The sequence below is a fragment of the Brevundimonas sp. SL130 genome, assembly GCF_026625805.1.
In the GTDB taxonomy this organism is placed as follows: domain Bacteria; phylum Pseudomonadota; class Alphaproteobacteria; order Caulobacterales; family Caulobacteraceae; genus Brevundimonas.
The window spans coordinates 718,927-745,291 of the sequence record NZ_CP113064.1; the positions used below are offsets into that span (position 1 = coordinate 718,927).

Below are 26,365 nucleotides of genomic sequence, written 5' to 3' on the forward strand. Positions count from 1 at the left end.
TCGGAGACCGCGCGCCGAACACCCCTCTCATCGACGGGTTCGGTCAGTCGCTCAACGGAATCGCTGACTTGCGCCCAACAAGCGCCGGGCGAACCGGCTGCTGCTGTAGCTCGGCCGGATCGACGCCGCGCAGGGGCGCCAGAAGCTTTTCGGCCGCCATCCGCCCCATGTCGCGAATCGGAAGCCGGACCGAGGTCAGGTTCGGCCAGACACGCGCCGCCATCGGCAGGTCGTCGAAACCCACCACCGAAAGGTCGCGCGGCAGTTCGAGGCCGCGCTCGCGGGCGGCCTGCATGACGCCGATGGCCATGTCGTCGTTCAGGGCGAAAATGGCGCTGGGGGGCTTGGCCAGGGAGAGAAGCGCGTGCCCTGCCTCGACCCCGGATTCGAACGTATAGGCGCCCTTGAAGTCGAGGTCAGGGTCCAGCGGGATGCCGCGTGCGGCCAGGGCGTTGACGAACCCCTTGCTGCGAACGGCCGAGGAACGGAACAGGTCCGGGCCGCGCACCAGGCCGATGCGGCTGTGCCCCAGGTCCGCCAGATGATTGGCCGCTTCGGCGGCGCCGACGCCGTCGTTCGTCACCACCATGACCTCGGGCTCGTCCAGAGCCACAGAGGCGATGCGGACATAGGGGCAGTCCAGTTCGCGCAGCAGGTCGATGACGTGTTCGTCCTCGGACACCGAGGGCGGCATGATGACGCCGTACAGGCGCTGGCGCTCGACGAAGCCGCGAATATCTTCCAGCAGGGTCGGCGAATTGCGGTTGCAGGGATGGACGACCAGCTCCAGGCCCGAACCCTTGAGGGCGTCCAGAACCCCCTGCTGCATGTTCACGACATAGGTCGGACTTGGATTGTCGTAGATCAGACCGATCAGGAACGAGCGGCGGAAGGCGAGGCCGCGCGCCTGGGGATCGGGGGTGAAGCCCAGGTCCTTGATGACGGCGTTGACGCGTTCGCGCGTGTCCTCCTTGACGAAGGGCGACTGGTTGATGACCCGCGAGACTGTCTTCTTGGAGACCCGGGCCTCGCGCGCGACGTCATTGATGGTGGCCCGCTTTCCCGGCTTGCCGGCGCGCGGATCGTCTTGAGCCAAGGTCCGGCTCCTTCCTTCTTGTCGAACCCCAGCCATAGCCGCGACTCGCCTCCGACGCCATGGGCCTGTTCTAAACCGGATTGACACCGGTTTCCTTCGTCGCTCTTATCGAAGCTTGTTCAAGAGGCCACGGTTGTGATTTCCATCCCCCTATCCGCGAGCGGCGCACAATGAGCGCGACTCCCGTCACGATGTCCGGCGACGACTTGACCGCCGAAGCGACGGCCATCGCGCAACAGTTCGTCTCGGCCCGCCTGGCCCGGCGCTGCACGCCGGACTATCCAGGCCGTATTCCGCAGACCATGGCTGAATCCTACGCCATTCAGGACATCGCCATCGGGCTGGCGCCCGATACGGTCGTGGGCTGGAAGGTCGGCGGGGTGCCGCCGGCGCAGCGGCCGAAGCTGGCCGTGCACCGGCTGGCCGGCGCCATCTTCTCCGCCAATGTCTGGCCGGCGAAGGCCGGTGCGGCCACGCCCCTTCCCGAGATCGAAGGCGGATTCGCCGCCGTCGAAGCCGAGTTCATCGCGCGGATCGGGACGGGCGTGGACCCCGCCAAGACCGAATGGACCATCGACGAGGCACGGGCCGTGATCGACAAGGTCTTCGTCGGCGTCGAACTGGCCGGCAGCCCCTTGTCGGCGATCAATGACCTGGGCTCGGCCGTGGTGGCGTCGGACTTCGGCAACAACGGCGGACTGGTCGTGGGCCCCGAGCTGGAGGACTGGCGCGATACGCTGGACGATATTCAGGTCGAGACTGTCATCAACGGCGCCAGCGTCGGCGTGGGCGGTTCGCCGTCGCTCGAGGGCGGGGCGATGGAATCCGTGCGGTTCCTGCTGGAACACTGTGCGCGCTGGGGCCGTCCGCTGACGGCCGGAATGCTGGTCTCGACCGGCGCAGTCACCGGCGTTCACCGGGTCCACGCCGGAGATCAGGCCGTGTGCGTGTTCAAGGGTATCGCTGAACTCCAATGTTCGGTCGTGAGGGCCGAAGCGAAGTAAACATCATCTGGCGCTGAACCCGTTCACCCTCGAGGTCGAACTAGAAGACGGGGCGCGCCGAGGAACATCAGGAACGGGTAAGAGTCATGACTGACGCGTCGAGCACAGGTCCGATCAAGATAAAGGCGCCTTCGCCGGGCAAGTACCGGTGGGTGATCGTGTGGCTGCTGTTCGCCGCCATGGTCATCAACTATGTCGACCGGCAGGCCATCGGCGTGCTGAAGCCGACGCTGATGACCGAGTTCGGCTGGACCGAGACGGACTATGCCGACATCATCTTCTGGTTCCAGGCCTCCTATGCGGTCTCCTATCTGCTGTGGGGCCGGATCGTCGATAAGATCGGGGCGCGTTGGGGCTTCGGTCTGGCCTTCATCATTTGGCAGATCGCCTTCATTTTCCACGCGGGCATCCGCGGCATGGGCGGGGCTATAGCCGCGCGTGTGGCCCTTGGAATCGGCGAGGGCGGCGGCTTCCCCGCCGGCATCAAGGCCGTCACCGAATGGTTCCCCAAGAAGGAACGCGCCTTTGCGGTCGGCATATTCAACGCCGGCACCAATATCGGCGCCATACTGACGCCCATCCTCATTCCGCTGATCGCCACCGTCTGGTTCGGCACGCGTGAGAATCCCGCCTGGGAAATGGCCATCATCATCTTGGGGCTTGCCGGTCTGATCTGGGCCCCGATCTGGTTCTGGCTCTACAAGCGGCCGCGTGAACATCCGCGCATCACGCCGGCTGAACTGGCCTGGATCGAACAGGACACGCCTGATCCCGTCGAGAAAGTGGGTTGGTTGAAGCTGCTGACGGTCAAGGAGACCTGGGCCTATGCGCTGGGCAAGTTCCTGATTGACCCGATCTGGTGGTTCTTCCTGTTCTGGCTGCCGGGCTTCCTCGGCTCGCAATACGACCTGGACCTGCTGACCTTCGGCCCGCCGCTGATCGCCATCTATCTGCTGTCTGATTTCGGTTCGGTGGGCGGCGGCTGGCTGTCGGGGCAGTTTCTGAAGCGGGGCATGAGCCTGGGCGCGGCGCGCAAGCTGACCATGCTGATCTGCGCCCTGGCCGTGGTTCCGGTCGCCTTCGCGGGCATGGCTTCCAGCGTTTGGCTGGCGGTGCTGATCATCGGCGTGGCCACAGCTGCGCACCAAGGCTTTTCGGCCAATCTTTACGCCATGCCGGGCGATGTCTTCCCGCGTTCGGCGGTCGGTTCGGTCGTTGGCATCGGCGGAATGGTCGGCGGTATCGGCGGCATGGCCATGGCCAAGTACGCGGGCTATGTGCTGGATAAGATCGGCAGCTATACGCCGATCTTCGTGGTGGCGGCGTCGGCCTATCTGATCGCCCTGCTGGTCATCCATCTGCTGTCGCCGAAATACGCGCCGGCCAAGGTCTGATCCCGCAAGCGGCCGGGATGTCCCGGCCGCTGCCTTCCTTGGGGCGGTGACATGAAGATAGAACGCAGAAGCCTGCTGGGCTTGGCCGCCGTGGCGGCGGCGGGCGCCGCTCGTCCAGCACTGGCTTGCCAAGCCGTCGGCGCGCCCTCGGCGTCCGCTCTGGCGCCGCCCGACCCTGCCGAAGTCATTCGGCTCTGGCCGAACGGCGCGCCGGGCGGGGAGGGGGTGTCCGTCACTCCCATCGTGCCGGAACGATCGACCGACCCGGCCTTCCATGACCGATACGCCCAGTACACGACGGACCCGATCCTGACGGTGTTCCGTCCAGAGCGACCGAATGGGTCCGCCCTGCTGCTGATCCCCGGCGGCGGCTATCGCTGGGCGGTGCTGGACAAGGAGGGGTACGACGTCGCCCGCGTCTTCGCCGCATCGGGCACGACCTGTTTCGTCCTGCGCTACCGACTGCCGGCCGACGGCTGGGCCGCCGGAGCGGACGCGCCCTTGCAGGACGCCCAACGCGCGCTTCGCCTGATCCGAAGCCGTTCGGCCGACTATGGCGTGAACCCCGCCAAGATCGGCGTGCTGGGGGCCTCCGCCGGCGGCCATCTGGCGGGTCTGGCCAGTGTCAGGACGGATGCGACCTATGATCCGGTGGACGCGTCCGACACGGTTTCGCTGCGGCCCGACCTGACGGTGCTGATGTATCCCGTAGCGACCATGGCCGATCCGTTCGTCCACGCCGGATCCCGCGCCCATCTGCTGGGCGATGCGCCGTCGGCCGAGCGTGTCGCCGCCTATTCCCTAGAGCGGATGGACTGGACCGGCGCGGCGCCGGTGTTTCTGTTGCACGCCATGGATGACGGCGCCGTGCCGGTGGAGAATAGTCTTCTGCTCTTATCTAAGCTGAAGGCCGCCGGCGTTCCGGCCGAGGCGCATCTGTTCCAGGAAGGCGGACACGGGTTCGGCGTCCGCCTGATCAGGGGGCGACCCGCCGAAGTGTGGCCTGACCTGGTCCGGGCGTGGGGCCGGCGGCTCGACTTTGCTCTTTAGCCGGTCAGGCCGCTGAGATGGTCCAGGCGAGATTCGCGTCCGTATCCTGACCGCAAGACGGCAGTAGGGCCTGGATCTCGCTGAGCAGCAAGTCGAGCGTGAACGGTTTGCCCATGTGCCGATCGGCGCCGGCCTTGCGGGCGGCCTCCATGTGTTCAGGCTGGGTGTTGGCGGTCAGCATGATGATGGGGACGGGGGGCTGCGACGCCTCGCGTTCCGCCTGTCGAATACGGGCGACCGCCGTGATGCCGTCCATGCGGGGCATCTGGATATCCATCAGGATGACATCGAAGCGTTCGCGTTGCGCGGCTTCCAACGCCTCGACTCCATCTACGGCGGTGGTGATGTCCGCGACGGTTTCCAGGATCATCTCAAGGATCCTGCGGTTGGTCGGATGATCGTCGGCGACGAGAACGCGCCACCGAGCTGCGGGCAGGGCTGCCGGCAGGGCGGCGGGCCCAGGCATCGCCTCGGTCGGGGGCAGATCCAGCCAGAATAGGGAGCCCCCGGTCTCGCGGGGGGCGGCATCGACCACGCCCCCGAGTCTACGAGCGGCTTCTCGGGCGAGGGACAGGCCCAACCCCATGCCGCCGAACGTGCGGGTGAGGGCTGAGTCTTGCTGGTGGAAGGCCGTGAAAATGGCCTCCTTCATAGCGGGGTCGAAGCCGATCCCCGTGTCTATGCAGGCGAAACGAAGACCTCCGCCGAGGCGCGGCCCAACGGCGAGGCGGATATCGCCGCGGTGAGTGAACTTGACGGCGTTGTCGAGCAGCGGAACCAGAACCCGCTGCAAGGCGGCGGCGTCGCCCGTAAAGACGCGGGGAAGATCCGGAGACATCGCGACGCTGAACTTCAGTCCCTTGGCGACGGCGGCGTCTCGATAGGGATGGGTCAAACGCTCGATCAGTTGCGTGAACTGACAGGTCTCTGAATGGGGGGCGGCCTCGTCGCCATCGAGTTGCGCGACAGCCAATAGATCCTGGAACCGATCCTGGAGGGCGGCGGCGGAGGATCGGATCATGGCCGTCACCTCTTGAACGTCAGGTGTGCTGGATCGGGCGGCGAGCAAATCGGCGCCGGCGATGACGCCGTTCAGCGGGGTGCGGATTTCGTGACTGATGTTGCTGACGAAGGCGCTGCGGGCCTGATTGGCCTGTTCCGCCGCTTTCAGGGCGGAACGCAAGGCGTCCGCGTCGCGGTGCTTCTGGGTGATGTCCTCGGTCAGGCCGATTAGGTGGCGCACGCCCTCATCGTCGTAGGTGGCGACCTTGGTGGCGGAGAGATGACGTAGTCCGGTGGGCGTCGGCACCTCGTGCACCGCTGACTGTGAGCCCAAGCCGGGCGCAGCGTCGGCCGCCCATTTCGCGAAGGCGGGCTGCAGCACTTCGGCGGCCAGCAGGCCGTTGAGGCCGTCGAACTTCCCGAATAGGTTTTCCGCCGCGCGGTTGGCCAGGATATAGCGGCCGGATCGTGCGTCCTTAACCGTAAGGGCCAGAGGCAGAACGTCGATGACGGTGTTCAGAAAGGCGGCGGCTTCCGTTTCGGTCGTTACGTCCTCAGCCTTGACCAGAAGACGTATGATGCGGCCGGTCTCGTCACGCACGGCGCTGACCGTCGTGTCCAGATAGGCGGCGTCCAGGTGATCCTTGGAAAAGCGCGTCCGGAAGGCGAACGCCCGACCGTCCTGCGCCTCCTCCACCCCCCGCTCGATGGAGGAGCGACAGTCGGCGGGCCAGGCGTCAAGCCAAGCCATTGTATGGGGGGGCGGCTCATCCGGCTGAAAGCGGCGGGCCGCCGGATTGATGTGGACGATCCGACCCTGCGGGTCCAGCAGCCAGATATAGGCGGGCGAGGCGTCGGCGATCTGCGCGTGAAACCGGTCGCCTTCGTAAGGCGAGCCGTCCTCAACATCCTTGTGTCGAGCGCCCGCAGCCTGTGCGTTTGAATCGATCAATTCTGAACCCCGTCAGCCCTTCTGGCATTTGGGAGCTTTGGCAGACCAGAGTGAAATCTAGGTTAAGCACATCCTTGCGTTGCCAAAGGTAAGGCTAACGGCAAAGCTAGGTATAATTGCGTATAAGCGCCTTGATGCTGATTTAACCGCGCTCGTCAAACATGTCTCCATTACGCGTGGCAGTAGGCCGCGCTTGTAGGGACGGGGCATGACGAAACGTTTGTCTATCGATGCTGCGCTGGTGGTGAAGAACGCCGCTGTCATCCGGCAGTCGATTCTCGACGCCTTTGAAGAGGACGACACGATCAGCCTCGACCTCGTTGACGATCAGAGCGTCGATTTGTGCGGTTTGCAGCTGATCGAGTCCGCTCGGCGCCAGGCCCGCGCTGTGGGAAAGACCCTGGTTCTTGAACGTCCCGTAACCGGTTTCAGGCCTGTGCTGGAAGCCGCCGGCTTCCTGACGGACGCCGCCTCAGATGATCTTCAGTTCTGGCTTCACGAAGGACCCGCTCAATGACCGCTTCGATTCTCACGGTCGATGACTCGCCCAGCATCCGCGTCGCGCTGAAGATCGCGCTGACGAACGCCGGATATTCGGTGGTCGAGGCCGTCAATGGCGCCGAGGGTATCGAGAAAGCCAAGGCCAGCGCCTTCGACCTGATCATCACCGACCTCAATATGCCGGTTATGGACGGCCTGACCATGATCGAGGAAATGCGTCGCATGCCCGATCAGATGGGCGTGCCGATCGTCTTCCTGACCACAGAATCCGACGAAGGTTTCAAGGCTCGGGCCAAGGCCGCCGGAGCCACGGGGTGGCTGACCAAACCCTTTGACCCCGATCAACTGGTGCGTGTCGCCAAGAAGGTGCTGGGCAGATGAGTGACGAAGCCATTGCCGTCTTCCAAGTGGAAGCGAGAGAAAACCTTGAGTTGATCGAGCAGGGGCTGCTGGATCTGCTGGACCAGCCCGATGATCGCGACCTGGTCGACGCCGTGTTTCGCGGGCTTCACACCCTGAAGGGGTCCGGGTCGATGTTCGGCTTCGACGCCCTGGCCGGTTTCACCCACCACTGCGAGACGGCCTTCGATAGGGTTCGCAAGGGCGAGGTGGCGGCGACGACCGATCTGGTCTCGGCCGTTCTGGCGGCGCGGGATCATATGCGCCAGCTGATGGAGGACCCGTCGGGCGACCACGGCGCGGCGGGCGACCTGCTGTTGGCCGATCTGGAACGGGCCGTCCAAGAGGCTGACGGCGCGGGCCCTCCCGCCGTCGTGACGCCGGCCCTGACGACATGGCGCATCAAGTTCGATCTGCCGACCAACGCCTTCAAGAACGGCTCCAATCCTCTCGCCTTGCTGGCCGAGCTGCGTGAGATGGGCGAGGCCCGCGTCGTGGCCGACGTCTCGCGGGTGCCGCCGCTCGGCGAGATCGACCCCACCGACCACTATCTGGCCTGGGACGTAACCCTGACGACCGATCAGGACCGGGCGGTGATCGAGGACGTCTTCATCTTCGTCATCGACGACATGAATCTTTCGATCGAGGCGCTGGACGAGACGGCGCCGGCCGTGACCGATCTGACTGAAGCCGCGCCGGCTCTGGCCGTGACGGAGGCCGTCAAGCCTTCGGCGCCGGAGGCTGACATGACGCCGCGAGGGCCGGCCAAGGCTCCGACCGCTATCGCCAATGACCAGGCCGACGCCGGCGCCGCCAAGACCGCCAAGGCCGTCGAGAGCGTGCGCGTGCCCGCTGATCGTCTGGACGAACTGATGGATCGGGTCGGCGAACTGGTTATCGCGCAATCGCGCCTGACCCAGATTTCCAACTCCGGAACCGACACCGCCCTGCGCGCCGTGTCGGAAGAGATCGAGCGGCTGTCCGGCGAACTGCGCGACACCATGATGGTGCTGCGCATGGTGCCGGTCGCGACCCTGTTCGGTCGGTTCCGTCGCCTGGTCCACGACCTGGCTCGCGAGACCGGCAAGGTCATCGATCTGTCGACCGACGGCGAGACGACCGAGATCGACAAGACGGTCATCGAACGTCTGGCCGACCCTCTGGTCCACCTGATCCGTAACGCCGCCGACCACGGGCTGGAGACGGCCGAGGAACGGGCCGCCGCCGGCAAGCCGGCGACCGGTCGCATCCGTCTGTCGGCCCATCAGTCCGGCGGCGAGGTGGTGATCACCATCCGCGACGACGGCCGGGGCATCGACCGCGACCGCGTCCGCGCAAAAGCCGAGTCTCATGGCTTGATCGAACCGGGCGCCACGCTCAGCGATCACGACCTGCTGCAGATGATCTTCCACCCCGGCTTCTCCACGGCGGCGGCGGTGACCAATCTGTCCGGTCGCGGTGTCGGCATGGACGTGGTCAAGCGCACCATCGAGGGGCTGCGCGGCTCGATCGACATCACCAGCCGCCTGGGCGAGGGCGCAGAGGTATCGCTGCGTATTCCGCTGACCCTGGCCATTATCGACGGCCTGCTGGTCCGTGTCGGCCAGGGCCGCTACGTCATCCCGCTGGGCGCCGTCGAGGAATGCCTGGAACTGTCGCTGGACGAAGACCTGCGCTCGCGCGGTCGCAGCTTCATCTCGCTGCGCAACAGCCTAGTGCCCTATCTGCGCCTGCGCGAAATGTTCGAGACCGGCACCCCGCCCGAACTGCACCAGAAGGTCGTTGTCGTCTCGACCGGGACCGAGCGGATCGGCCTGGTCGTCGACCAGATCATCGGCGACCACCAGACCGTCATCAAGTCGATGTCCAAGCTCCATTCCGGCCTGCCGACCTTCTCGGGCGCGACCATCCTGGGCGACGGCGGCGTGGCCCTGATCCTGGATGTCGGCCACCTGGTCGCCAAGGGCCAACAGCAGGAGGCGCAGATGCGTGAGGCCATATGAGCACCCAGACCGAACTCGCCACCGCCCCCGGCTGGACCGGCGCCGAACAGGTCGAGGTCCTGACCTTCGAGTTGAACGGCGAACTGTTCGCCCTTCACGCCGTCGGCGTGCAGGAGATCATGGACCTGACGCCCGAGACCGTGGTGCCCGGCGCCGGCGCCTTTGCGGGCGCCGTGATCAACTTCCGCGGCAAGGTCATTCCTCTGGCGGATCTGCGCGTCGCCTTCGGTCTTGAGCGGAACGCGCCGACGATCGACAGCCGCATCGTGGTCATCGAGATCGAACTGTCCGGCGAGCCGACTCTGGTCGGTCTCCGCACCGACAAGGTTCACGAAGTCACCACCCTGGCCCGCGCCGACTCCGAGGCGCCGCCCAGCGTCGGCATGCGCTGGCGGCCCGAGTTCATCCAATGCCTGGTCAAGCGGGGCGGCGAATTCATCGTCGTTCCCGACCTCCAGACCATCTTCAATCAGCAGCAGGACGCCCGCCAGCCGGTCGCGTCCGCCACGCGTCATTGACCGGCTTTTCGAGGGAATTTGAGTATGCGTTTCACCATTAAAGCCAAATTGGCCGTCGGCTTCGGGATGATGATCATCCTGCTCGTCGGCATCGCCGGCCTGGGCATCTATAGCCTGGGCAGCCTGAACCAAGCGATCACCCAGGTGGTCGATGGACCCGCCAAGCGGCTCGAAATTTCGCAACAAGCCAACATACGTCTGCTTGAGGCGATCCGTGCTGAAAAGAACCTGATTCTGTCGACCTCCGCTGAAAACGCGGAACGCCAGATCGCGCAGGAAGCGGAATCTCGCGAGGCCATGGCCGAACTGCTGGCGATGGGCAAGGAAAAGGCGGTTGAGACAGCAAAGCCGGATTGGCAGCGACTGGAAGCTCTGTTGTCGAACATGACGACTCTGCAAGCGCGGATGGCCGAAATGGTCGCAGCCGGCCAGACGGCGGAAGCGGCCGCCCTGTCGTCGGGGGAGGCCCGCAACAACGCCAATGAAATGACCGAGTTGTTCCAGAAGATCGTCAATCGGAACCAGGGCAACATGGTGAAGGCCGCCGAAGACACGGCCAAACAGTATGCCGACACCCGCAACCTGGTAATCGGCCTCACCCTGGCCGCCCTGGCCATCGCCGTGGCCTTCGCCCTGTGGATCGCCCTGGGCATCAGCGCGGGTCTCAGCCGTCTGATGACCGTGGCCGACGCCGTCGCCATCGGCGATCTGGACGAGCGGGTCGAGATCAAGTCGAACGACGAGATCAAGGATCTGGTCAACGCCTTCAACCGCCTGACCGATAATCTGAAGGCCACCGCCACCATGGCCGACGAGATCGCCAACGGCGACCTGACGGTCCAACCCAAGCCGCTGTCGGACAAGGACACCCTGGGTCTTTCGCTTCAGTCCATGGTCGAACGCCTGCGCGGCGTCGTCACTGACGCCCTGTCGGCCGCTGACAATGTCTCGGGGGGCAGCCAGGAGCTGTCGGCCACCTCGGAACAGATGAGCCAGGGTGCGACCGAACAGGCCGCCGCCGCCGAGCAGGCCTCGGCCTCGATGGAAGAAATGGCCGCCAACATCAAACAGAACGCCGACAACGCCGCCCAGACCGAGAAGATCTCGCGCCAGTCGTCCAAGGACGCCGAGGCCAGCGGCGAGGCGGTCAACCGCGCGGTGGACGCCATGCGCACCATCGCCGAGAAGATCGGCATCGTGCAGGAGATCGCCCGCCAGACCGACCTGCTGGCCCTGAACGCGGCGGTCGAGGCCGCGCGCGCCGGGGAACACGGCAAGGGCTTCGCCGTCGTCGCCTCGGAAGTGCGCAAACTGGCCGAACGCAGCCAGACGGCCGCCGCCGAAATCGGCGCGGTCTCGGGCGACACCGTCAAGGCGGCCCAGGAAGCCGGCGAGATGCTGCAACGCCTGGTGCCGGACATCCGCAAGACCGCTGAACTGGTGTCCGAGATCAGCGCCGCCTGCCGCGAACAGGACGTCGGCGCCAGCCAGATCAATGACGCCATCCAGCAACTGGACAAGGTGACCCAGCAGAACGCCGGCGCGTCCGAGCAGATGTCGGCCACCTCCGAGGAACTGGCGGCCCAGGCCGAGGAGCTGCAGACCTCGATCGCCTTCTTCCGCACCGATACGGCGGGCGCTCGCGCCGGTCGCGCCCCGGCCCGTGCTCCGGCCCGCGCCTCGACCTTCAAGCCCGCCGCCAAGCCGGCCGGTCGTCCCGTCGCCAAGGCTGCGCCGGCCAAGCCCAGCGTCCACGCCCAGCAGGCGCGCGCCAAGGGCTTTGCTCTGGACATGACCACCGGCGGCGCGGACGCCGAGGACATGGACTTCCGGGAGAGCGCCTGATGGCTGAAGCCGCAGAGGGCCAGTATGTCGCGTTCGGTCTGGGTGACGAGGTCTTCGCCGCCCCGGTCGGCCTGGTGCGGGAAATCCTGACCTATCAGGCCCCCTCCCGCATCCCCAACGGTCCCGACTATCTGCTGGGCCTGACGGACGTGCGGGGTCGGGGCGTGCCGACGGCGGATCTGCGGATCCGCCTGGGCATGACGCCGGTCGAGCCGACGCTGAACACCCGTATCCTGGTGCTGGACATCCCGCTGGAGGACCGGACCCTGAGCCTGGGTCTGGTCGCCGACCGGGTGTTCGAGGTCACGGCCTTCACCGCCGACCAGATCGAGCCTTCGCCCGACATCGGCGTCAAATGGCGCTCGGACTATATCTCGGGCGTCGTCCGCCGCGACGAGGGGTTCGTCGTCCTGATCGATCTGCCCCGACTGTTGTCCAGTACGGACGCCGTCTCACTGGCGTCCTTCTCCGAAGTCGACCGCGCGGCCTGATGGTCGCCGACAGTACCCTGAAAGAGTAAAACGATGCGCGCTACAATTAAGATGAAGCTAGCCGGCGCCTTCGCCGCTGTTCTGGCGATCTCCCTGATCCTCGGGATCGTGGGCGTCCTGGAGATGGGCCGCGTCAACGATCAGTCGACGATCATCGCCGAGAACTGGATGCCGAGCATTGATGCGATTCACCGTATCAACAAGGAGACGTCCGACTTCAGGGTGGAGCAGTATGCACATATCATATCGACCGATCCGGTCCGTATGGAAGCGGTCGAGAACGACATTGCCGCGACACTGAATGCGATCAAAATCAGCCGAGAAAAATATGAAACTCTGATTTCGTCGGACTCGGAGCGCTCTCTCTACAATCAGTTTGCGGACAGGTATGAAAACTATCTGCGGGATGGAGAGCGGGTGCTCAGCTTGTCCCGCGCGAATGAGAATGCGGCGGCCGCCCAGGCCATGTTGGCCAGCGAGCCTCTCTATGACGACCTGTCGGCGGATCTGGTCAAGCTGGTGAACCTCAATGTCGAAGGCGGCCAGGCCGCCAGCCTCGAAGGCGACGATATCTTCGACAACGCGCGCACCCTGTTCATTGCCCTGGTCATCGTGGGTCTGATCATCGGCGTGGCTGCGGCCTTGTGGATCTCGCGCACTGTCACCCTGGGCCTGCGCAAGATTTCGACGGCGATCGACGCGGTCGCCATCGGCGATCTGAACCAGGACGTCGCGGTGACGACCAATGATGAGATCAAGGATCTGGTCGTGACGGTCAACCGCATGACCGCCAACCTCAAGGCAACGGCCGCCATGGCCGACGAGATCGCTCAAGGCGACCTGAGCGTTCAGCCCAAGCCGTTGTCAGACAAGGACACCCTGGGCATTTCGCTGGAAAGAATGGTCGTCAATCTGAGGATCACCGCTGCCATGGCCGACGAGATCGCCAACGGCGACCTGACGGTCCAACCCAAGCCGCTGTCGGACAAGGACACCCTGGGCATTTCGCTTCAGTCCATGGTCGAGCGTCTGCGCGGCGTCGTCACCGACGCCCTGTCGGCCGCTGACAATGTCTCGGGGGGCAGCCAGGAACTGTCGGCCACCTCGGAACAGATGAGCCAGGGCGCGACCGAACAGGCCGCCGCCGCCGAACAGGCCTCGGCCTCGATGGAAGAAATGGCCGCCAATATCAAACAGAACGCCGACAACGCCGCCCAGACCGAGAAGATCTCGCGCCAGTCGTCCAAGGACGCCGAAGCCAGTGGCGAGGCGGTCAACCGCGCGGTGGACGCCATGCGCACCATCGCCGAGAAGATCGGCATCGTGCAGGAGATCGCCCGCCAGACCGATCTGCTGGCCCTGAACGCGGCGGTCGAGGCCGCGCGCGCCGGGGAACACGGCAAGGGCTTCGCCGTCGTCGCCTCGGAAGTGCGCAAGCTGGCCGAACGCAGCCAGACGGCCGCCGCCGAAATCGGCGCCGTGTCGGGCGACACCGTCAAGGCGGCCCAGGAAGCCGGCGAGATGCTGCAACGCCTGGTGCCGGACATCCGCAAGACCGCTGAACTGGTGTCCGAGATCAGCGCCGCCTGCCGCGAGCAGGACGTCGGCGCCAGCCAGATCAACGAGGCCATCCAACAACTGGACAAGGTGACCCAACAGAACGCCGGCGCGTCCGAGCAGATGTCGGCCACCTCCGAGGAACTGGCGGCCCAGGCCGAGGAACTGCAGACCTCGATCGCCTTCTTCCGCACCGATACGGCGGGCGCTCGCGCCGGTCGCGCCCCGGCCCGCGCCTCGACCTTCAAGCCCGCCGCCAAGCCGGCCGGTCGTCCCGTCGCCAAGGCTGCGCCGGCCAAGCCCAGCGTCCACGCCCAGCAGGCGCGCGCCAAGGGCTTCGCCCTGGACATGACCACCGGCGGCGCGGACGCCGAGGACATGGACTTCCGGGAGAGCGCCTGATGTCCGGGGCCGCCGAGGGCCAGTATGTCACCTTCAGCCTGGGCGACGAGGTCTTCGCCGCCCCGGTCGGCCTGGTGCGGGAAATCCTGACCTATCAGGCCCCCTCCCGCATCCCCAACGGTCCGGACTATCTGCTGGGCCTGACGGACGTGCGGGGTCGGGGCGTGCCGACGGCGGATCTGCGGATCCGCCTGGGCATGACGCCGGTCGAGCCGACGCTGAACACCCGTATCCTGGTGCTGGACATCCCGCTGGAGGACCGGACCCTGAGCCTGGGTCTGGTCGCCGACCGGGTGTTCGAGGTCACAGCCTTCACCGCCGACCAGATCGAGCCCTCGCCCGACATCGGCGTCAAATGGCGTTCGGACTATATCTCGGGCGTGGTGCGTCGCGACGAGGGGTTCGTCGTCCTGATTGATCTGCCCCGACTGTTGTCCAGTACGGACGCCGTCTCAATGGCGTCCTTCTCCGAAGTCGACCGCGCGGCCTGATGGTCGCCCGACGTTTTATCTGAAAGAACACGGCCTTGTCACAAGCGGCGCTAGAACGGACCGCCCCGATCATCGATCAGATCAGCGCTCGGAATTTCGAGCGTCTGGCGCGCTATATCTATGAGTACAGCGGCATCAAGATGCCCTCGACCAAGCGCACCATGCTGGAGGGGCGGCTGCGGCGTCGTCTGCGTGTCACTGGCTACCCCACCTTCGACGACTACTGCGACTATCTGTTCAAGGAGGACGGGCTGGAGGCCGAGTCCGTCTTCCTGATCGATGCGGTGACGACCAACAAGACCGACTTCTTCCGCGAACCGCGGCATTTCGACTATATGGCCAGTCACGTCCTGCCTGAACTCAAGGCCGCCGAGGTGCGTCGGATCCGCGCCTGGAGCGCCGCCTGTTCGATGGGGGCCGAGCCCTACACCATGGCCATGGTCATGCAGAAGTTCGCAGACGAACAGGGCGGGCCGGACTACCAGATCCTGGGCACGGACCTGTCGACCGATGTGCTGGAAACGGCGCTGCGCGGCGTCTATCCGAACGAGATGCTGACGCCGGTGCCGGCCGATATGCGCCGCTGGGTCATGACCTCGCGCGACAGCACGCGCCGCGAGGGCCGGATCCACCCATCCTTGCGGGCGAAACTATCTCTTGCCAGGGTGAACCTGATGGACGAGGCCTATTCGGTCGGCGATCCGTTCGACATCATCATGTGCCGTAACGTCATGATCTATTTTGACAAACAGACTCAGGCCAAGGTGTTGAAACGCCTGTGCGATCGGTTGAAGCGCGGCGGTCATCTGTTCATCGGCCATTCCGAGAGCATCACCGGTATCGAACTGCCGCTGGTCACTGTGGCCAACACCGTTTTCAGAAAGATCTGACCCCATGCCCAAGGTCCGCGTCCTGGTCATCGACGACTCGGCCAGCGTTCGCCAGACCCTGGTCGATATTCTTTCCGCCGATCCCGGCATCGAGGTCATGGGCGTGGCCTCCGACCCCTTCGTCGCCGCCCGCCGTATCGCCGAGGATGTGCCGGACGTCATCACCCTGGACGTCGAGATGCCGCGCATGGACGGCATCACCTTCCTGCGCAAACTGATGGCCCAGCGGCCGATCCCGGTGGTCATGTGTTCGTCCCTGACCGAGGCGGGTTCCGAGACCCTGATGCAGGCGCTGGAAGCCGGCGCCGTCGATATCATCCTGAAGCCCCGCATCGGGGCGGCTGACCATCTGGCCGAGAGCGCCGACCGTATCCGCGACGTGGTCAAGGCGGCGGCGCGCGCGCGCCTGGGCGCGCGGCGCACGACGACGCGCAGCCTGGATCCGGGCACCAAACTGACCGCCGACGCCATGCTGCCGCCGCCGACGGGCGCCGCCATGGCCCGCACCACCGAGATGGTCGCCTGTCTGGGCGCCTCGACAGGCGGGACCGAAGCCCTGCGCGAAGTGTTGCAGGCTCTGCCGGCCAATGCGCCGGGCATCATCATCGTCCAGCACATGCCGGCAGGCTTCACCGCCGCCTTCTCGAAGCGGCTCAACAGCCTGTGCGAGGTTGAGGTCAAGGAGGCCCAACACGGCGACCCCGTACTGCGGGGGCACGTCCTGATCGCGCCGGGTGACAAGCACATGCTGCTGGAACGCCACGGCGCGCGCTATCAGGTGGCGATCAAGGATGGACCGCCGGTGTCGCGCCACCGCCCCTCCGTCGATGTCCTGTTCCGCTCCGCCGCCCGTGCGGCCGGCAAAAACGCCATGGGCGTGATCATGACGGGCATGGGCGATGATGGCGCGCGAGGGCTGCTTGAGCTGAAGGAGGCCGGCGCCATGACCTTGGCTCAGGACGAAGCGACCTCGATCGTCTTCGGCATGCCCAAGGAAGCCATCGCGCGCGGCGCCGCCCAGAAGGTTACGGCGCTGGAGCATATCGCCCGCGAGATCATGGCCGTGGATCGGTCCAGATAGGACCAGGGCCTAGGCCCGCGACCCGGGCGACCGGGACGTCGGGGTTTCATCTCAGAACAGCAGGTCGTCGAACTCGTCGACCGCCTCGGCGGCTTCGGCCGGGACATCCGCCGTCACGCCGTCCTGCCCGGTCTCGGCCCGGTCGGCCTCGCTGAAGACCGCGTGGGCCGCGTGAATGGTCCGTTCGCGCGCCATGGTGTAGCAGCGCCCGATCTCTGTCAGGGCGGCGTCCACCACGCCGGCGATATCCGTCAGGTCGTCCACGACCGGTCCGGCGGCCTCGGCCAGGGCGGTGGCGGCGGTGTGCAGGGCGTCGCCCAGATCTTCCTGAAGTCCCAGCTGGCCCGAGGCCTGGGCCAGGGAGCGTGTGGTCTCTTCGCCCTGGGCGCCCAGGCCGACCAGATCCTGTTCGACAACATCGGCCGCGCGACGCAAGTCCTCGTGGACGCGATTGAGGCGGCTCGCGTCGAGTTGCGGGCCTTCCGGCTCGGTCTCCGACACGCTTTGCGCCAGTTCGGCCAAGGATTTCAGCGAGCCCAGCGTCTCGTCGGCGGCGTCTTCCAGCTGGCTGGCGTGGCTGCTCAACTCGATGGCGATGACGCTCAACGGCTTGCCGATGTCGCCCAGCCTGTTGCAGCGCAGGCTGCTGTTGATCGCCATCTGCTGGATGTCGCGTTTGACCTTCTGGATGGCGTCGACGCGCCGCGCCAGGGCCTCGACGGAGGAGACGGTCTCACCGCTGATCCGCTGGGCGTTGGTCATGGCCGCCGTCACGTCATCGACCAACAGGCCGGCGCGACCCAGGCTGACTTCGAGGTCGCGCAGATCTCCGCCCTTGTCAGACAGGCCGTGTATGACCATCAGCTGGGTCGTGTCCTTGGCCATGCCGGCCAGGTTCTGCGTCACCTTGGCGGCTTCGGCTTCGAAGTCGGTGGCGATATCGGCCATCTGGTCGGCCACCATGTGCAGCAGCCGGCGCTCGGCGCGATCCCGCGCCTCGGGCGAGAGATCCGCTTCGGCCACGGTGCGGGCCGAGACCTGGATGCCCAATTGAACATGTTCGATCCGCTGGCGGGTGATGTCGCCGATCTGCATCGCCATCAAGGCCTTGCCGACCTTCATCTGGATGTCGCGTGCGATGGCCGCAACGGAAGCCGCCACCTCGGCGATGCGGGCGTGATGGACCCGAAGGGTTTCGGCGTCGACCGCCAGCTTGTCCGGCACCGCAGGGATCAGCTGCTTGTACTTCCCGCCCAAACCCTGTTCGAATGTCAGTGCGCCGTCCAACTGGCCGGTCAGTCGCTTCAGTTCGTCGGCCAGTTCGTCCAGTTGCGACACGCCGAAGTCCAGTTGCTGACACATGCGGTCGGCGAAGCCGGCGAACTCGTCGGCAGCGCGTATGGTCGAGCCGGCGGTGATCTTCACGTTCAATGCGAAGGCGCGCAGATAGCGCAGCGTCGTGCGCATCGTGTCGATGTCTTTGTCCAGCAGGGCGCTGGCGGTTTTCAACTGGTCCAGATGCGTAACGCGGCGCTTCTGGGACTGAGGCAGGGCGTTAAGGCCCGCAGCGGTCGCCAGCAGGTCGTTGCTGGTCCGGGAAACGGAATCGATGTTCAGGGTCAGTCCCAGCCGATCAAGCGCCTCGATCAGGCCGCCGATCATCTCCAGCGAGCCGGACAAGCGTTCTCCGGCGGCCGAAAAACGGCTCTCGACTTGCGCGCGGGCCGCCTCAAGCTGGTCCGTCACCTCGGACGCAACGATGGGCGCCCCTTCGGTCGTGACGAAGCTTTCGTCTGAGATCGGGTCGAGAAGTTGCGCATTCGCCTGCATGAACGGTCTCGTTCTGAGAGTCATGACGGGAGATTATCCACGACATGAAAATCTTAGGTAAACGGAGGCGGCGGGTCTGCCGTAACCTCCGGTTGAGTGGCGGTCAGGCCCGGCGAATGCGGCTGGCGGAAGCAGAACTGGGCGCTGTCGAGGGTCTGGCCCGACGGCGACGGCTGAACGCCGAAGCCTGGGCCAGCGTCAGGTTCGGGTGCCGTCGCGCGGCGTGACGCACCTGCTCGACGAAGCCGGGCAGCCAGGCGGCGGCGGCTCCGGCCGCGCCGGCGAGGAAGTCCCCCATCGAAACGCTGCGGCCCGTGAAGAACTGCAGACCCTCGGCGGCCAGTGCGGCGGCGATAACGAAAATGACGAGATCATCGCGGCGACGGCTCGGCGCGATCAGGAACAGCCCGACGGTCACTGCGTAGAAGGCGATGGCGTGGGCGGCCTTGTCGTTCAAGCCGAACGCCTGCTCCAGGCCCTGAAACGGACCGAGCATCAGCACGCACATGCCCGTGGCGGCGAAAATAAACAGCAGGCGAGCGGCGAGGATGATGCGGCGCGACGTAAGCATGAAGGAATGGCGTCCAGGACGTTGATATGACGTCATCCTGCACGGGCCTCCCCAAGATGCGGTGAAGCGACATACTGAACAGTTTACGAACAGCTCCGGCGAGGCCGCAGTCTCAAGGCAGTCTATTCCAGGCGATGGCGTGGACCTTGTCGCGACCGAGGACGGCGGCGAGGGGGGGCGTGGTGAACAGATCCGCGATCGCAGGGTCGCGCACGCTGAGGCCGCCGGTGAAGGCGCCGAAGGCGGGCAGAATGATCCGAGAGCCGTCCGTGACGAAACAGGGCCGGCGCACGCCGCGCCCATAGCCGACGACGCGTGCTGCGGGATGAAGGTGACCCGCCACCTCGCCATGGCGGTCGTCGGCAGCTGTCAGCGCCTCGGGTTCGTGGGTCAGCCGCAGGCCGCCTAGGGGCAGATCGCCGACGATCCGACCGGGCAGCGAAGATGACAGACTGGCTTGGTTCGCTAGGGCTTCGCGGTCGTGATTGCCCTCCAGCCACAGCCAATCTCGCCCGGAAGACAGCCGGTGGAGCCGGTCCAGATCGTCGCCCGCCATCCGCCCGATGGCCTTGGCGTCATGGAAACTGTCGCCGAGCAACACGACCATGGCGGGATCCAGATCGGCGATCTCGGCCTCCAGCCGGTCCAGAGTGGCGCGGCTGTCATAGGGCGGCAGCATCTGGCCGCGCGCGGCGAAGGCCGAACCCTTTTCCAGGTGAAGGTCCGCCACGATCAGGGCGCGGTAGGCTGGAAGCCACAAGGCGCCGGAACAGCGCAACACGCAGGTTTCGCCCGCGATCTGAACCCGCAGCGAACCGCAGGGCTTGCGGGCGGGGGACAGGGTCTGGCGCAGGGCGGCGTTCATGCCGCGTCCTCGTCCATGACTTCGGCGATCAGATGTTCGGCGCTTTCGTCCAAAATCATCTCCGCAGCGTCTCCGCCGACTCGTTCGCGCCCGATCTGCACCAGGACCGGCACGCAGAAGGGCGAGGGACGCGTCAAGGGCTGATGTCGGATCCGGCCCTCGATCCGCGCCAGCATCTGGCCCAGGCGCGCCACGTCCAACAGGCCCGAGGCGGCGTCGGCGCGGGCGGTCTTTAGCAGCAGGTGGTCGGGCTGGTGGCGGCGCAGCACGTCATAAATCAGGTCGGTGGAGAAGGTCACCTGCCGTCCGGTCTTTTCGGCGCCGGGCTGGCGGCGCTCGATCAAGCCGGAGATCAGGGCGCAGTTGCGGAAGGCGCGCTTCATCATGAAGCTTTCTTCCAGCCAGGCCTCCAGGTCGTCGCCCAGCATGTCCGACTGGAACAGGGCGTCCAGGTCGATCCCGTCCATCGGCTTGATCGACCAGATGGCCAGCGAATAGTCGGTGACGACGAAACCCAGCGGCCCGACGCCCAGCCGGTCCAGCCGGCGGGTCAGCAGCATGCACAGGGTGGTGTGGGCCAGATTGCCCTCGAACGGATAGGCGACCAGGAAGTGCCGGCTGCCGCGCGGGAAGGTCTCGACCAGCATGGATTCGGCGTCGGGAATGACCGAGCGCTCGGCCTGAAGCTCCAGCCACTCCTGAACGTCGGGCGGCAGGACGCGCCAGTGGTCGCGGTCCTGGATCATGGAGCGCACCCGGTCGGCCAGCGAGGTGGACAGGGGGAATTTCGACCCGCCCCAGGACGGGATCTTGGGCTCCTTGTCATTGGCGTGGCTGACCAGGGCGTCGGTGCCGACAATGCCCTGAAAGGCCCAGACCTGGCCGGCGAACAGGAAGGTGTCGCCAGGCGTCAGCTGTTCGAAATACCATTCCTCGGCCTCGCCGACCTTGCGGCCCGCAACCAGCTGGCGCGAGGCCCCGCCGCGACGGCCGGCCACCCGCACATTCAGGGTTCCGGCCGAGACGATGGCGCCGACGTTCATCCGGTGCCGCTGGGCGATGTCCTTGGTTCGGGCCTTCCAGCGGCCGTCCGGGGTGCGGACAATCCGGGCGAACCGGTCGTAGGTGCGCAGCGCATAGCCGCCGGTGGCGACGAAATCGACCACCGCCTCGAACTGCTCCCAGGTCAGGTCGCGATAGGGGCCGCAGCCGGTGATCTCGTCGTACAGGGCCGGCATGTCGAAGGCTTCGGAACAGGCGACGCCCATGATGTGCTGGGCCAGGGTGTCCAGGGTGCCGATGTGGATCGGCTCCCAGTCGAAGGCGTTGTCGGCCACCGCCTCGCGCGCCGCCTGGCATTCCAGCATTTCGAACCGGCTGGCCGGCACCAGCAGGGCGCGCGACGGCTCGTCCAGCCGGTGGTTGGCGCGGCCGATCCGTTGGACCAGACGGCTGGAGCCCTTGGGCGCGGCCATCTGGATGACCAGATCGACGTCGCCCCAGTCGATGCCGAGGTCCAGGGTGGAGGTGCAGACGACGGCGCGCAGATCGCCGCGCGCCATGGCCGCCTCGATCTTGCGCCTTTGCTCCGCCGCGAGCGAGCCGTGGTGCAGGCCGATGGGCAGATTGTCGTCGTTGATCGCCCACAGCTGCTGGAAGACAAACTCCGACTGCCAGCGGGTGTTGACGAAGATCAGGGTCAGACCGGCGCGCTGGATGGCGGTGTAGACCTCGGGGATGGCGTGCTGGCCGGTGTGGCCGGCCCAGGGCACCTTGCCCTCGGAGATCAGGACATCGATGACGGCCGGGGCGCCGGGGTCGCCACGGACCAAGATAACCCCTTCTCCCCTTGCGGGAGAAGGTGGGCCCGAAGGGCTCGGATGAGGGGGCGGTTCAGCCTCGACGGCGGGCGCCGGTACGTTCGGAAGCAACCCCTCATCCGTCTCGCTCCGCGAGCCACCTTCTCCCGCAAGGGGAGAAGGAATTCGGGGCGCCAGCCACCCCCGGATCAGGTCCGGGTCTTCGATGGTCGCGCTAAGACCCACACGGCGCATCTGGGGAGCGAAGCTCTGTAGCCGCCCCAGCCCCAGCGACAGCAGATCGCCGCGCTTGCCGCTCCAGATCGCGTGCACCTCGTCCAGCACGACGCATTTCAGATCGGCGAAATAGGATCGAGCCCCCTCCCAGGCGCAGAACAGGGCCAGCTGTTCCGGCGTGGTCAGCAGGATGTCGGGAGGGAAGTCGCGCTGACGCTGGCGTTTGGACTGTTTGGTGTCGCCGGTCCGCGTCTCGACATGGATGTTCAGCCCGATCTCGCGGATCGGCGTCATCAGATTGCGCTCAACGTCGGTGGTCAGGGCCTTCAACGGCGACAGATAAAGGGTGTGGACGCCCGACCCTGGCCCCGTCTGCGGCCTGGGCCCGCGTTCGGCCAGATCGATCAGACTGGGTAGAAACCCGGCCAGGGTCTTGCCCCCGCCGGTCGGGGCGACCAGCAGGGCGTGTGCGCCTGCTTCACCCGCTGCAACCATCTCCAGCTGATGCCGCCGGGGCGACCAGCCGCGCCCGGCGAACCAATCGGCGAAGAGCGGCGGAAGCGTCGTCACTCCGCCGATTGCTCGAACTGACATTGTCCGTCTTCACCCCAGCGACCGCCAGAGTCGAGGCACGCATCTTGAGCAACGAACTCGCTGGTTCCCAGCCGCCACATCAGTATCGTGACGCCAATAAAAGGCGTCAATGCGACTAGCGGTGCGATGCGTCGTGCCCTGCGCATCATTCGCTCCAAGGCGATAGAATGCGGCATCCGCTATGCTCGAAATGCCGAGTGTTACGTGTGACTACTGTCAGGCCGTGGACGTGAGCCGTCGCCGCGATCAACTCGTCCGTCATTTCCGACGGGCGGCCCAAGGTGCGAGCAGTTTCGGCCAAAGACGCCCAACGCTCTGTGACCTCCAGATCGACTGGCAGAATGCGTGCGCCATACCGTAGGATAAGATCCGTCAGCCAGTAGTCTAGATCGTCGCGGCGCCGCCCCGGCTCCAATCGCACGATGCCGCGTCGCAGCTCGCCCACGGTGATGACGCTGAGATGCAGGTCCGACAGCAACTGGTCGGCCAGCCATGCAATAACCCCCGCATCAGGACGCGCGCGCTTGGGTTCGCTGATGACGTTGGTGTCGAGCAGGAACATCAGAAGGGATCGATTTCCCTCGCCGGTCGGCGGTCGCGTTCCAGATCGACGCCCTCGAGAGAGGGGCCGTTCAGCAGCCAGTCCTTGAAGTCGCGCGACGCTCGCGGGTCTTTAAGGCGGCGGAAATCTTCGGCGGAGAGGACGACCGCTGCCGCCTCGCCGTGCAGCGAAATCTCTTGGGGACCTTCAGTCCGAGATCTCCGAATGACCTCGGAAAAGTTGTCTTTGGCCTTCGCCACGCTCCAACTCATTCTCCGCATCTCCAATCTGGCTACCGTGTATGGCCATACTCTTGCTGAGCCTTTTGGTCAATGAAATGTTCTCGTTCCGTTTCGGCTCCGAGATCGCTATCTATCGGTCGTGTCCGACGAATCCGTCATTGCAGAATCCCGCGTGAGCGGCGCTGAGCCCTGGCTCGATCTGCCGCCGGCGCTCGCCACCCCGCCGGGCGCGGGGGCGGTGTGCGATGAGGCGGGATCGAGGAAGATCGGGCGAGGGGCGGCCGAGGGCTTGTTTACCGGCGGGGCCGTGCTGGTGGCCCATGCCTCGCTGACGGCGCGGCGGCTGGGGCTGACGCCGCCGCCTCGATCCGGCGAGCTGATGGATGTGCTGGAGCTGTACGCCTTCGTGCGGCCTGCCCAGTTCTGCGCGCCGTCGCCGACGGGGTTGTCCCTGTCGCTGGGCTTGGCGGAGCCGAAGTCGCCCGAGGCGCAGGCGGCGGCGTTGCGCGAGGCGGCGGCCGTGCTGCTGCGTGAACTGGCGGCGGCCGCCTATCCGGAACGAGAGGCCGCCTATGTTCTGGCCTTGACGCTGCAACGCGCCGGCTGGGCCTGGGGCGAGCGGGCGGTGCAGGCCTTGGAGGCCGGCGGGGTGCGGCCGCGCCAGCATCGCGGGTCGGGCCTGGACGTCTGGAGCCGGCTGTCGGAGTGGGAGGACGAGGCGCCGCGCGGCGAGGCCGGCTCAACCCCCGTCGACAGCGAGAGCGCGCGCATCCGCCTTGCCAAACTGCTTCAGGCCTCGGGTCTGGACGAGACACGGCCGACCCAGTCCGACTACGCCGCAGAGGCCGCCTTCGCCTTTTCGCCGCGCAATGAGGAGGGGCGGCCGCGCGTCCTGCTGGCCGAGGCGGGCACCGGTACGGGCAAGACCCTAGGCTATCTGGCGCCGGCCTCCCTGTGGGCCGAGCGGAACCAGGGGGCGGCGTGGATTTCGACCTATACGCGGGCCTTGCAACGCCAGATCGACCGGGAAAGCCATGCTCTGTGGCCCGACCCGGAAGAGCGCAAGAAGAAGACCGTCATCCGCAAGGGGCGCGAGAACTATCTCTGCGTCCTCAATCTTCAGGACATGGTTCAGGCGGCCCAGTTGGGGAACGGCGACTTGATCGGCCTGGCCCTGGCGGGGCGCTGGGCCTTGCATACGCGCGACGGCGACATGACCGGCGGGGATTTCCCGGGCTGGCTGCCCGGCCTGTTCGCCATGGCGCCCGCCCATGCGGCGGGGGCGGCCAATCTGGTGGACCGGCGGGGCGAGTGCGTCCACGCCGCCTGTCCCCACTATCGCAGCTGTTTCGTCGAAAAGACCATCCGCGCCAGTCGTCGGGCGGACCTGGTCATCGCCAACCACGCCCTGGTCCTGACCCAGGCCGCGTTCGACGGCGCGCGCTCGGCGCGGGGCCAGAAGCAGGACGGCGAGACCGCGGCCCTGAAGCGGATCGTCTTCGACGAGGGCCACCATCTGTTCGACGCGGCCGACAGCGCCTTTTCCGCCTGTCTGTCGGGCCAGGAAGCGGCCGAGCTGCGCCGCTGGATACGCGGTCCTGAGGGGCGAGGCCGCCGCGGTCGCGGTCTGGAACAGCGGCTGGGTGACATGGTCGGGGACAATGAGGCGGCGTTGAAGGCCTTGCAGGACGCCATCCGCGCCTCGGCGGCGCTTCCGGGCGAGGGTGTGTCGGGTCGGGTCGCTCCGGCCTCGGGCGAGGTCAACCCCATCGGTCCTATCGAGGCCTTTCTGGCGGCAGCTCTGGATCAGTTGCGGGCGCGCACGGCCGAGACCAACACATACGGCGGGCCGGAGTTCGGCATGGAGTGCGCGCTGAAGCCGGTGACCGATCCGGTGGCCGAGACCGCCCGCGCGGCGGCCCAGGCCCTGGCCGCGCTGGAGGCGCCGCTGCTGGCCCTGTCGCGGCACCTGGAAGACATTCTCGACGACGAGGCGGCCGAGCTGGACGGAGCGCAACGGTCGCGGATCGAGGGGGCGCTGCGCGGTCTGGACCGGCGGGCGCGGATGACCCTGCCGGGCTGGCGCTCGATGCTGGCGGCGCTGGAGGACGGCGGGGATCAGCCTGATCCGGACTTCGTCGATTGGCTGTCGGCCGAGACCGCCTTCGGCCGCATCCATGACGTGGCCCTGCGCCGCCACTGGATCGATCCGACCGTGCCGCTGGAAGCCGCCGTGATCGTGCCGGCGCACGGGGTGCTGGTGACCTCGGCCACCCTGTCCGACCCGTTGCAGGAAGACCCGTTCGACCTGGCCCGTCTGCGGACCGGATCGGCCCGGCTGATCGAGCCGCCGCGCACCCTGAAGGTTGAAAGTCCGTTCGATTACGCCGCCAACAGCCGGGTCATCGTCGTCAACGACCTGATCAAGGATGATCCGCGCCAGACGGCGGCGGCGATGCGCGAACTGTTCCTGGCGGCCGGGGGCGGGGGGCTGGGCCTGTTCACCGCCATCCGTCGGCTGAAGGCGGTCTATGAGCGGCTGGGTCCGGACCTGGCGAAGGCGGGGGTGCCGCTCTACGCCCAGCACGTCGATCCGCTGGAGGTGGGCGCCTTGGTGGACATGTTCCGGGTCGAGGAGAACGCCTGTCTGCTGGGCACCGACGCGGTGCGGGACGGGGTGGACGTGCCGGGGCGGTCCCTGCGCGTGCTGGCGTTCGACCGCGTACCCTGGCCGCGCCCGGACCTGCTGCACAAGGCGCGGCGCGAACGACTGGGCGGCCAGTTCTCGCAGGGCAAGGGTTATGACGACGCCCTGGCCCGCGCCCGCATAGCCCAGGCCTTCGGGCGGTTGATCCGACGGGGGGACGACAAGGGCGTCTTCCTGATGCTGGACGCCGCCACCCCGACGCGGCTGTTCGCCAGCCTGCCGCCGGGGACCGAGGTGCAGCGGATGGGCCTGGCGGACGCGGTCGAGACGGTGCGGGCCTTTCTTGCGACCTGATCCTTGGAC

At 66.5% G+C, this 26,365-nt stretch carries 22 protein-coding genes; 14 read left to right on the forward strand and 8 right to left on the reverse strand.

The window, feature by feature from the left end; genetic code table 11:
• Positions 1–43: 43 nt before the first annotated feature.
• Entirely contained in the window at positions 44–1,096 is a 1,053-nt protein-coding gene (locus OU998_RS03525) for a LacI family DNA-binding transcriptional regulator (protein ID WP_267515465.1), read from the reverse strand.
• A gap of 170 nt (positions 1,097–1,266) precedes the next feature.
• Between OU998_RS03525 and OU998_RS03530 the strand changes: the two genes are divergently transcribed.
• From OU998_RS03530 to OU998_RS03540, 3 genes are all read left to right on the forward strand, one after another.
• The gene (locus tag OU998_RS03530; RefSeq protein WP_267515466.1) at positions 1,267–2,100 is read left to right on the forward strand and encodes a 2-keto-4-pentenoate hydratase; all 834 of its coding nucleotides are present in this window, start codon (positions 1,267–1,269) and stop codon (positions 2,098–2,100) included.
• Between the two features lie 86 nt (positions 2,101–2,186).
• The gene (locus tag OU998_RS03535) at positions 2,187–3,494 is read left to right on the forward strand and encodes an MFS transporter (RefSeq protein ID WP_267515467.1); all 1,308 of its coding nucleotides are present in this window, start codon (positions 2,187–2,189) and stop codon (positions 3,492–3,494) included.
• Positions 3,495–3,545: 51 nt separating this feature from the next.
• A complete protein-coding gene (locus OU998_RS03540; RefSeq protein ID WP_267515468.1) occupies positions 3,546–4,544 on the forward strand; it encodes an alpha/beta hydrolase in 999 nt (332 codons plus the stop codon).
• Positions 4,545–4,548: 4 nt separating this feature from the next.
• On the opposite strand, the gene OU998_RS03545 is transcribed toward OU998_RS03540, so the two are convergent.
• Positions 4,549–6,498, reverse strand: a complete 1,950-nt coding sequence (locus OU998_RS03545; protein ID WP_267515469.1) for a PAS domain-containing hybrid sensor histidine kinase/response regulator — start codon at positions 6,496–6,498, stop codon at positions 4,549–4,551.
• Between the two features lie 208 nt (positions 6,499–6,706).
• Here OU998_RS03545 and OU998_RS03550 point away from each other — a divergent pair, with 208 nt between their 5' ends.
• The 10 genes from OU998_RS03550 to OU998_RS03595 are packed head-to-tail and all read left to right on the forward strand — an operon-like array spanning position 6,707 to position 16,676.
• A complete protein-coding gene (locus OU998_RS03550) occupies positions 6,707–7,015 on the forward strand; it encodes an STAS domain-containing protein (protein WP_267515470.1) in 309 nt (102 codons plus the stop codon).
• A complete protein-coding gene (locus OU998_RS03555; RefSeq protein WP_267515471.1) occupies positions 7,012–7,380 on the forward strand; it encodes a response regulator in 369 nt (122 codons plus the stop codon). The genes OU998_RS03550 and OU998_RS03555 overlap by 4 nt, the downstream gene beginning before the upstream one ends.
• Positions 7,377–9,401 carry a chemotaxis protein CheA gene (locus OU998_RS03560; RefSeq protein ID WP_267515472.1) on the forward strand — a complete coding sequence of 675 codons (2,025 nt, stop codon included), beginning with the start codon at positions 7,377–7,379 and terminating at the stop codon, positions 9,399–9,401. The genes OU998_RS03555 and OU998_RS03560 overlap by 4 nt, the downstream gene beginning before the upstream one ends.
• Positions 9,398–9,919, forward strand: a complete 522-nt coding sequence (locus OU998_RS03565) for a chemotaxis protein CheW (RefSeq protein ID WP_267515473.1) — start codon at positions 9,398–9,400, stop codon at positions 9,917–9,919. Before OU998_RS03560 ends, OU998_RS03565 begins: the two co-directional genes overlap by 4 nt.
• 24 nt (positions 9,920–9,943) lie before the next feature.
• On the forward strand, positions 9,944–11,764 hold the full coding sequence (locus OU998_RS03570) for a methyl-accepting chemotaxis protein (RefSeq protein ID WP_267515474.1): 1,821 nt from the start codon (positions 9,944–9,946) through the stop codon (positions 11,762–11,764).
• The gene (locus tag OU998_RS03575; RefSeq protein ID WP_267515475.1) at positions 11,764–12,255 is read left to right on the forward strand and encodes a chemotaxis protein CheW; all 492 of its coding nucleotides are present in this window, start codon (positions 11,764–11,766) and stop codon (positions 12,253–12,255) included. The genes OU998_RS03570 and OU998_RS03575 overlap by 1 nt, the downstream gene beginning before the upstream one ends.
• Before the next feature lie 33 nt (positions 12,256–12,288).
• Positions 12,289–14,214 carry a methyl-accepting chemotaxis protein gene (locus OU998_RS03580; protein WP_267515476.1) on the forward strand — a complete coding sequence of 642 codons (1,926 nt, stop codon included), beginning with the start codon at positions 12,289–12,291 and terminating at the stop codon, positions 14,212–14,214.
• The gene (locus OU998_RS03585) at positions 14,214–14,705 is read left to right on the forward strand and encodes a chemotaxis protein CheW (protein WP_267515477.1); all 492 of its coding nucleotides are present in this window, start codon (positions 14,214–14,216) and stop codon (positions 14,703–14,705) included. Before OU998_RS03580 ends, OU998_RS03585 begins: the two co-directional genes overlap by 1 nt.
• Positions 14,706–14,740: 35 nt before the next feature.
• Positions 14,741–15,595, forward strand: a complete 855-nt coding sequence (locus OU998_RS03590; protein ID WP_267515478.1) for a CheR family methyltransferase — start codon at positions 14,741–14,743, stop codon at positions 15,593–15,595.
• 4 nt (positions 15,596–15,599) lie between these two features.
• Positions 15,600–16,676: a protein-glutamate methylesterase/protein-glutamine glutaminase gene (locus tag OU998_RS03595; RefSeq protein ID WP_267515479.1), complete on the forward strand. Its 1,077-nt coding sequence runs from the start codon at positions 15,600–15,602 to the stop codon at positions 16,674–16,676.
• A 51-nt stretch (positions 16,677–16,727) separates the two neighbouring features.
• Here OU998_RS03595 and OU998_RS03600 read toward each other — a convergent pair whose 3' ends face one another.
• From OU998_RS03600 to OU998_RS03625, 6 genes are all read right to left on the reverse strand, one after another.
• Positions 16,728–18,506 (reverse strand): hypothetical protein, encoded by a 1,779-nt coding sequence (locus OU998_RS03600; protein ID WP_267515480.1) that lies wholly within the window; start codon positions 18,504–18,506, stop codon positions 16,728–16,730.
• Positions 18,507–18,609: 103 nt separating this feature from the next.
• The gene (locus OU998_RS03605) at positions 18,610–19,077 is read right to left on the reverse strand and encodes a hypothetical protein (RefSeq protein WP_267515481.1); all 468 of its coding nucleotides are present in this window, start codon (positions 19,075–19,077) and stop codon (positions 18,610–18,612) included.
• 112 nt (positions 19,078–19,189) lie between these two features.
• Entirely contained in the window at positions 19,190–19,942 is a 753-nt protein-coding gene (gene pdeM, locus OU998_RS03610; RefSeq protein ID WP_267515482.1) for a ligase-associated DNA damage response endonuclease PdeM, read from the reverse strand.
• Complete coding sequence (locus tag OU998_RS03615; RefSeq protein WP_267515483.1) at positions 19,939–22,572, reverse strand: ligase-associated DNA damage response DEXH box helicase; 2,634 nt, start codon at positions 22,570–22,572, stop codon at positions 19,939–19,941. The genes pdeM and OU998_RS03615 overlap by 4 nt, the downstream gene beginning before the upstream one ends.
• Before the next feature lie 145 nt (positions 22,573–22,717).
• On the reverse strand, positions 22,718–23,134 hold the full coding sequence (locus OU998_RS03620; protein ID WP_267515484.1) for a type II toxin-antitoxin system VapC family toxin: 417 nt from the start codon (positions 23,132–23,134) through the stop codon (positions 22,718–22,720).
• A complete protein-coding gene (locus OU998_RS03625) occupies positions 23,134–23,373 on the reverse strand; it encodes a type II toxin-antitoxin system Phd/YefM family antitoxin (protein WP_267515485.1) in 240 nt (79 codons plus the stop codon). Before OU998_RS03625 ends, OU998_RS03620 begins: the two co-directional genes overlap by 1 nt.
• Before the next feature lie 154 nt (positions 23,374–23,527).
• Here OU998_RS03625 and OU998_RS03630 point away from each other — a divergent pair, with 154 nt between their 5' ends.
• Positions 23,528–26,356 carry an ATP-dependent DNA helicase gene (locus tag OU998_RS03630; protein WP_267515486.1) on the forward strand — a complete coding sequence of 943 codons (2,829 nt, stop codon included), beginning with the start codon at positions 23,528–23,530 and terminating at the stop codon, positions 26,354–26,356.
• The last annotated feature ends 9 nt before the right edge of the window (positions 26,357–26,365 follow it).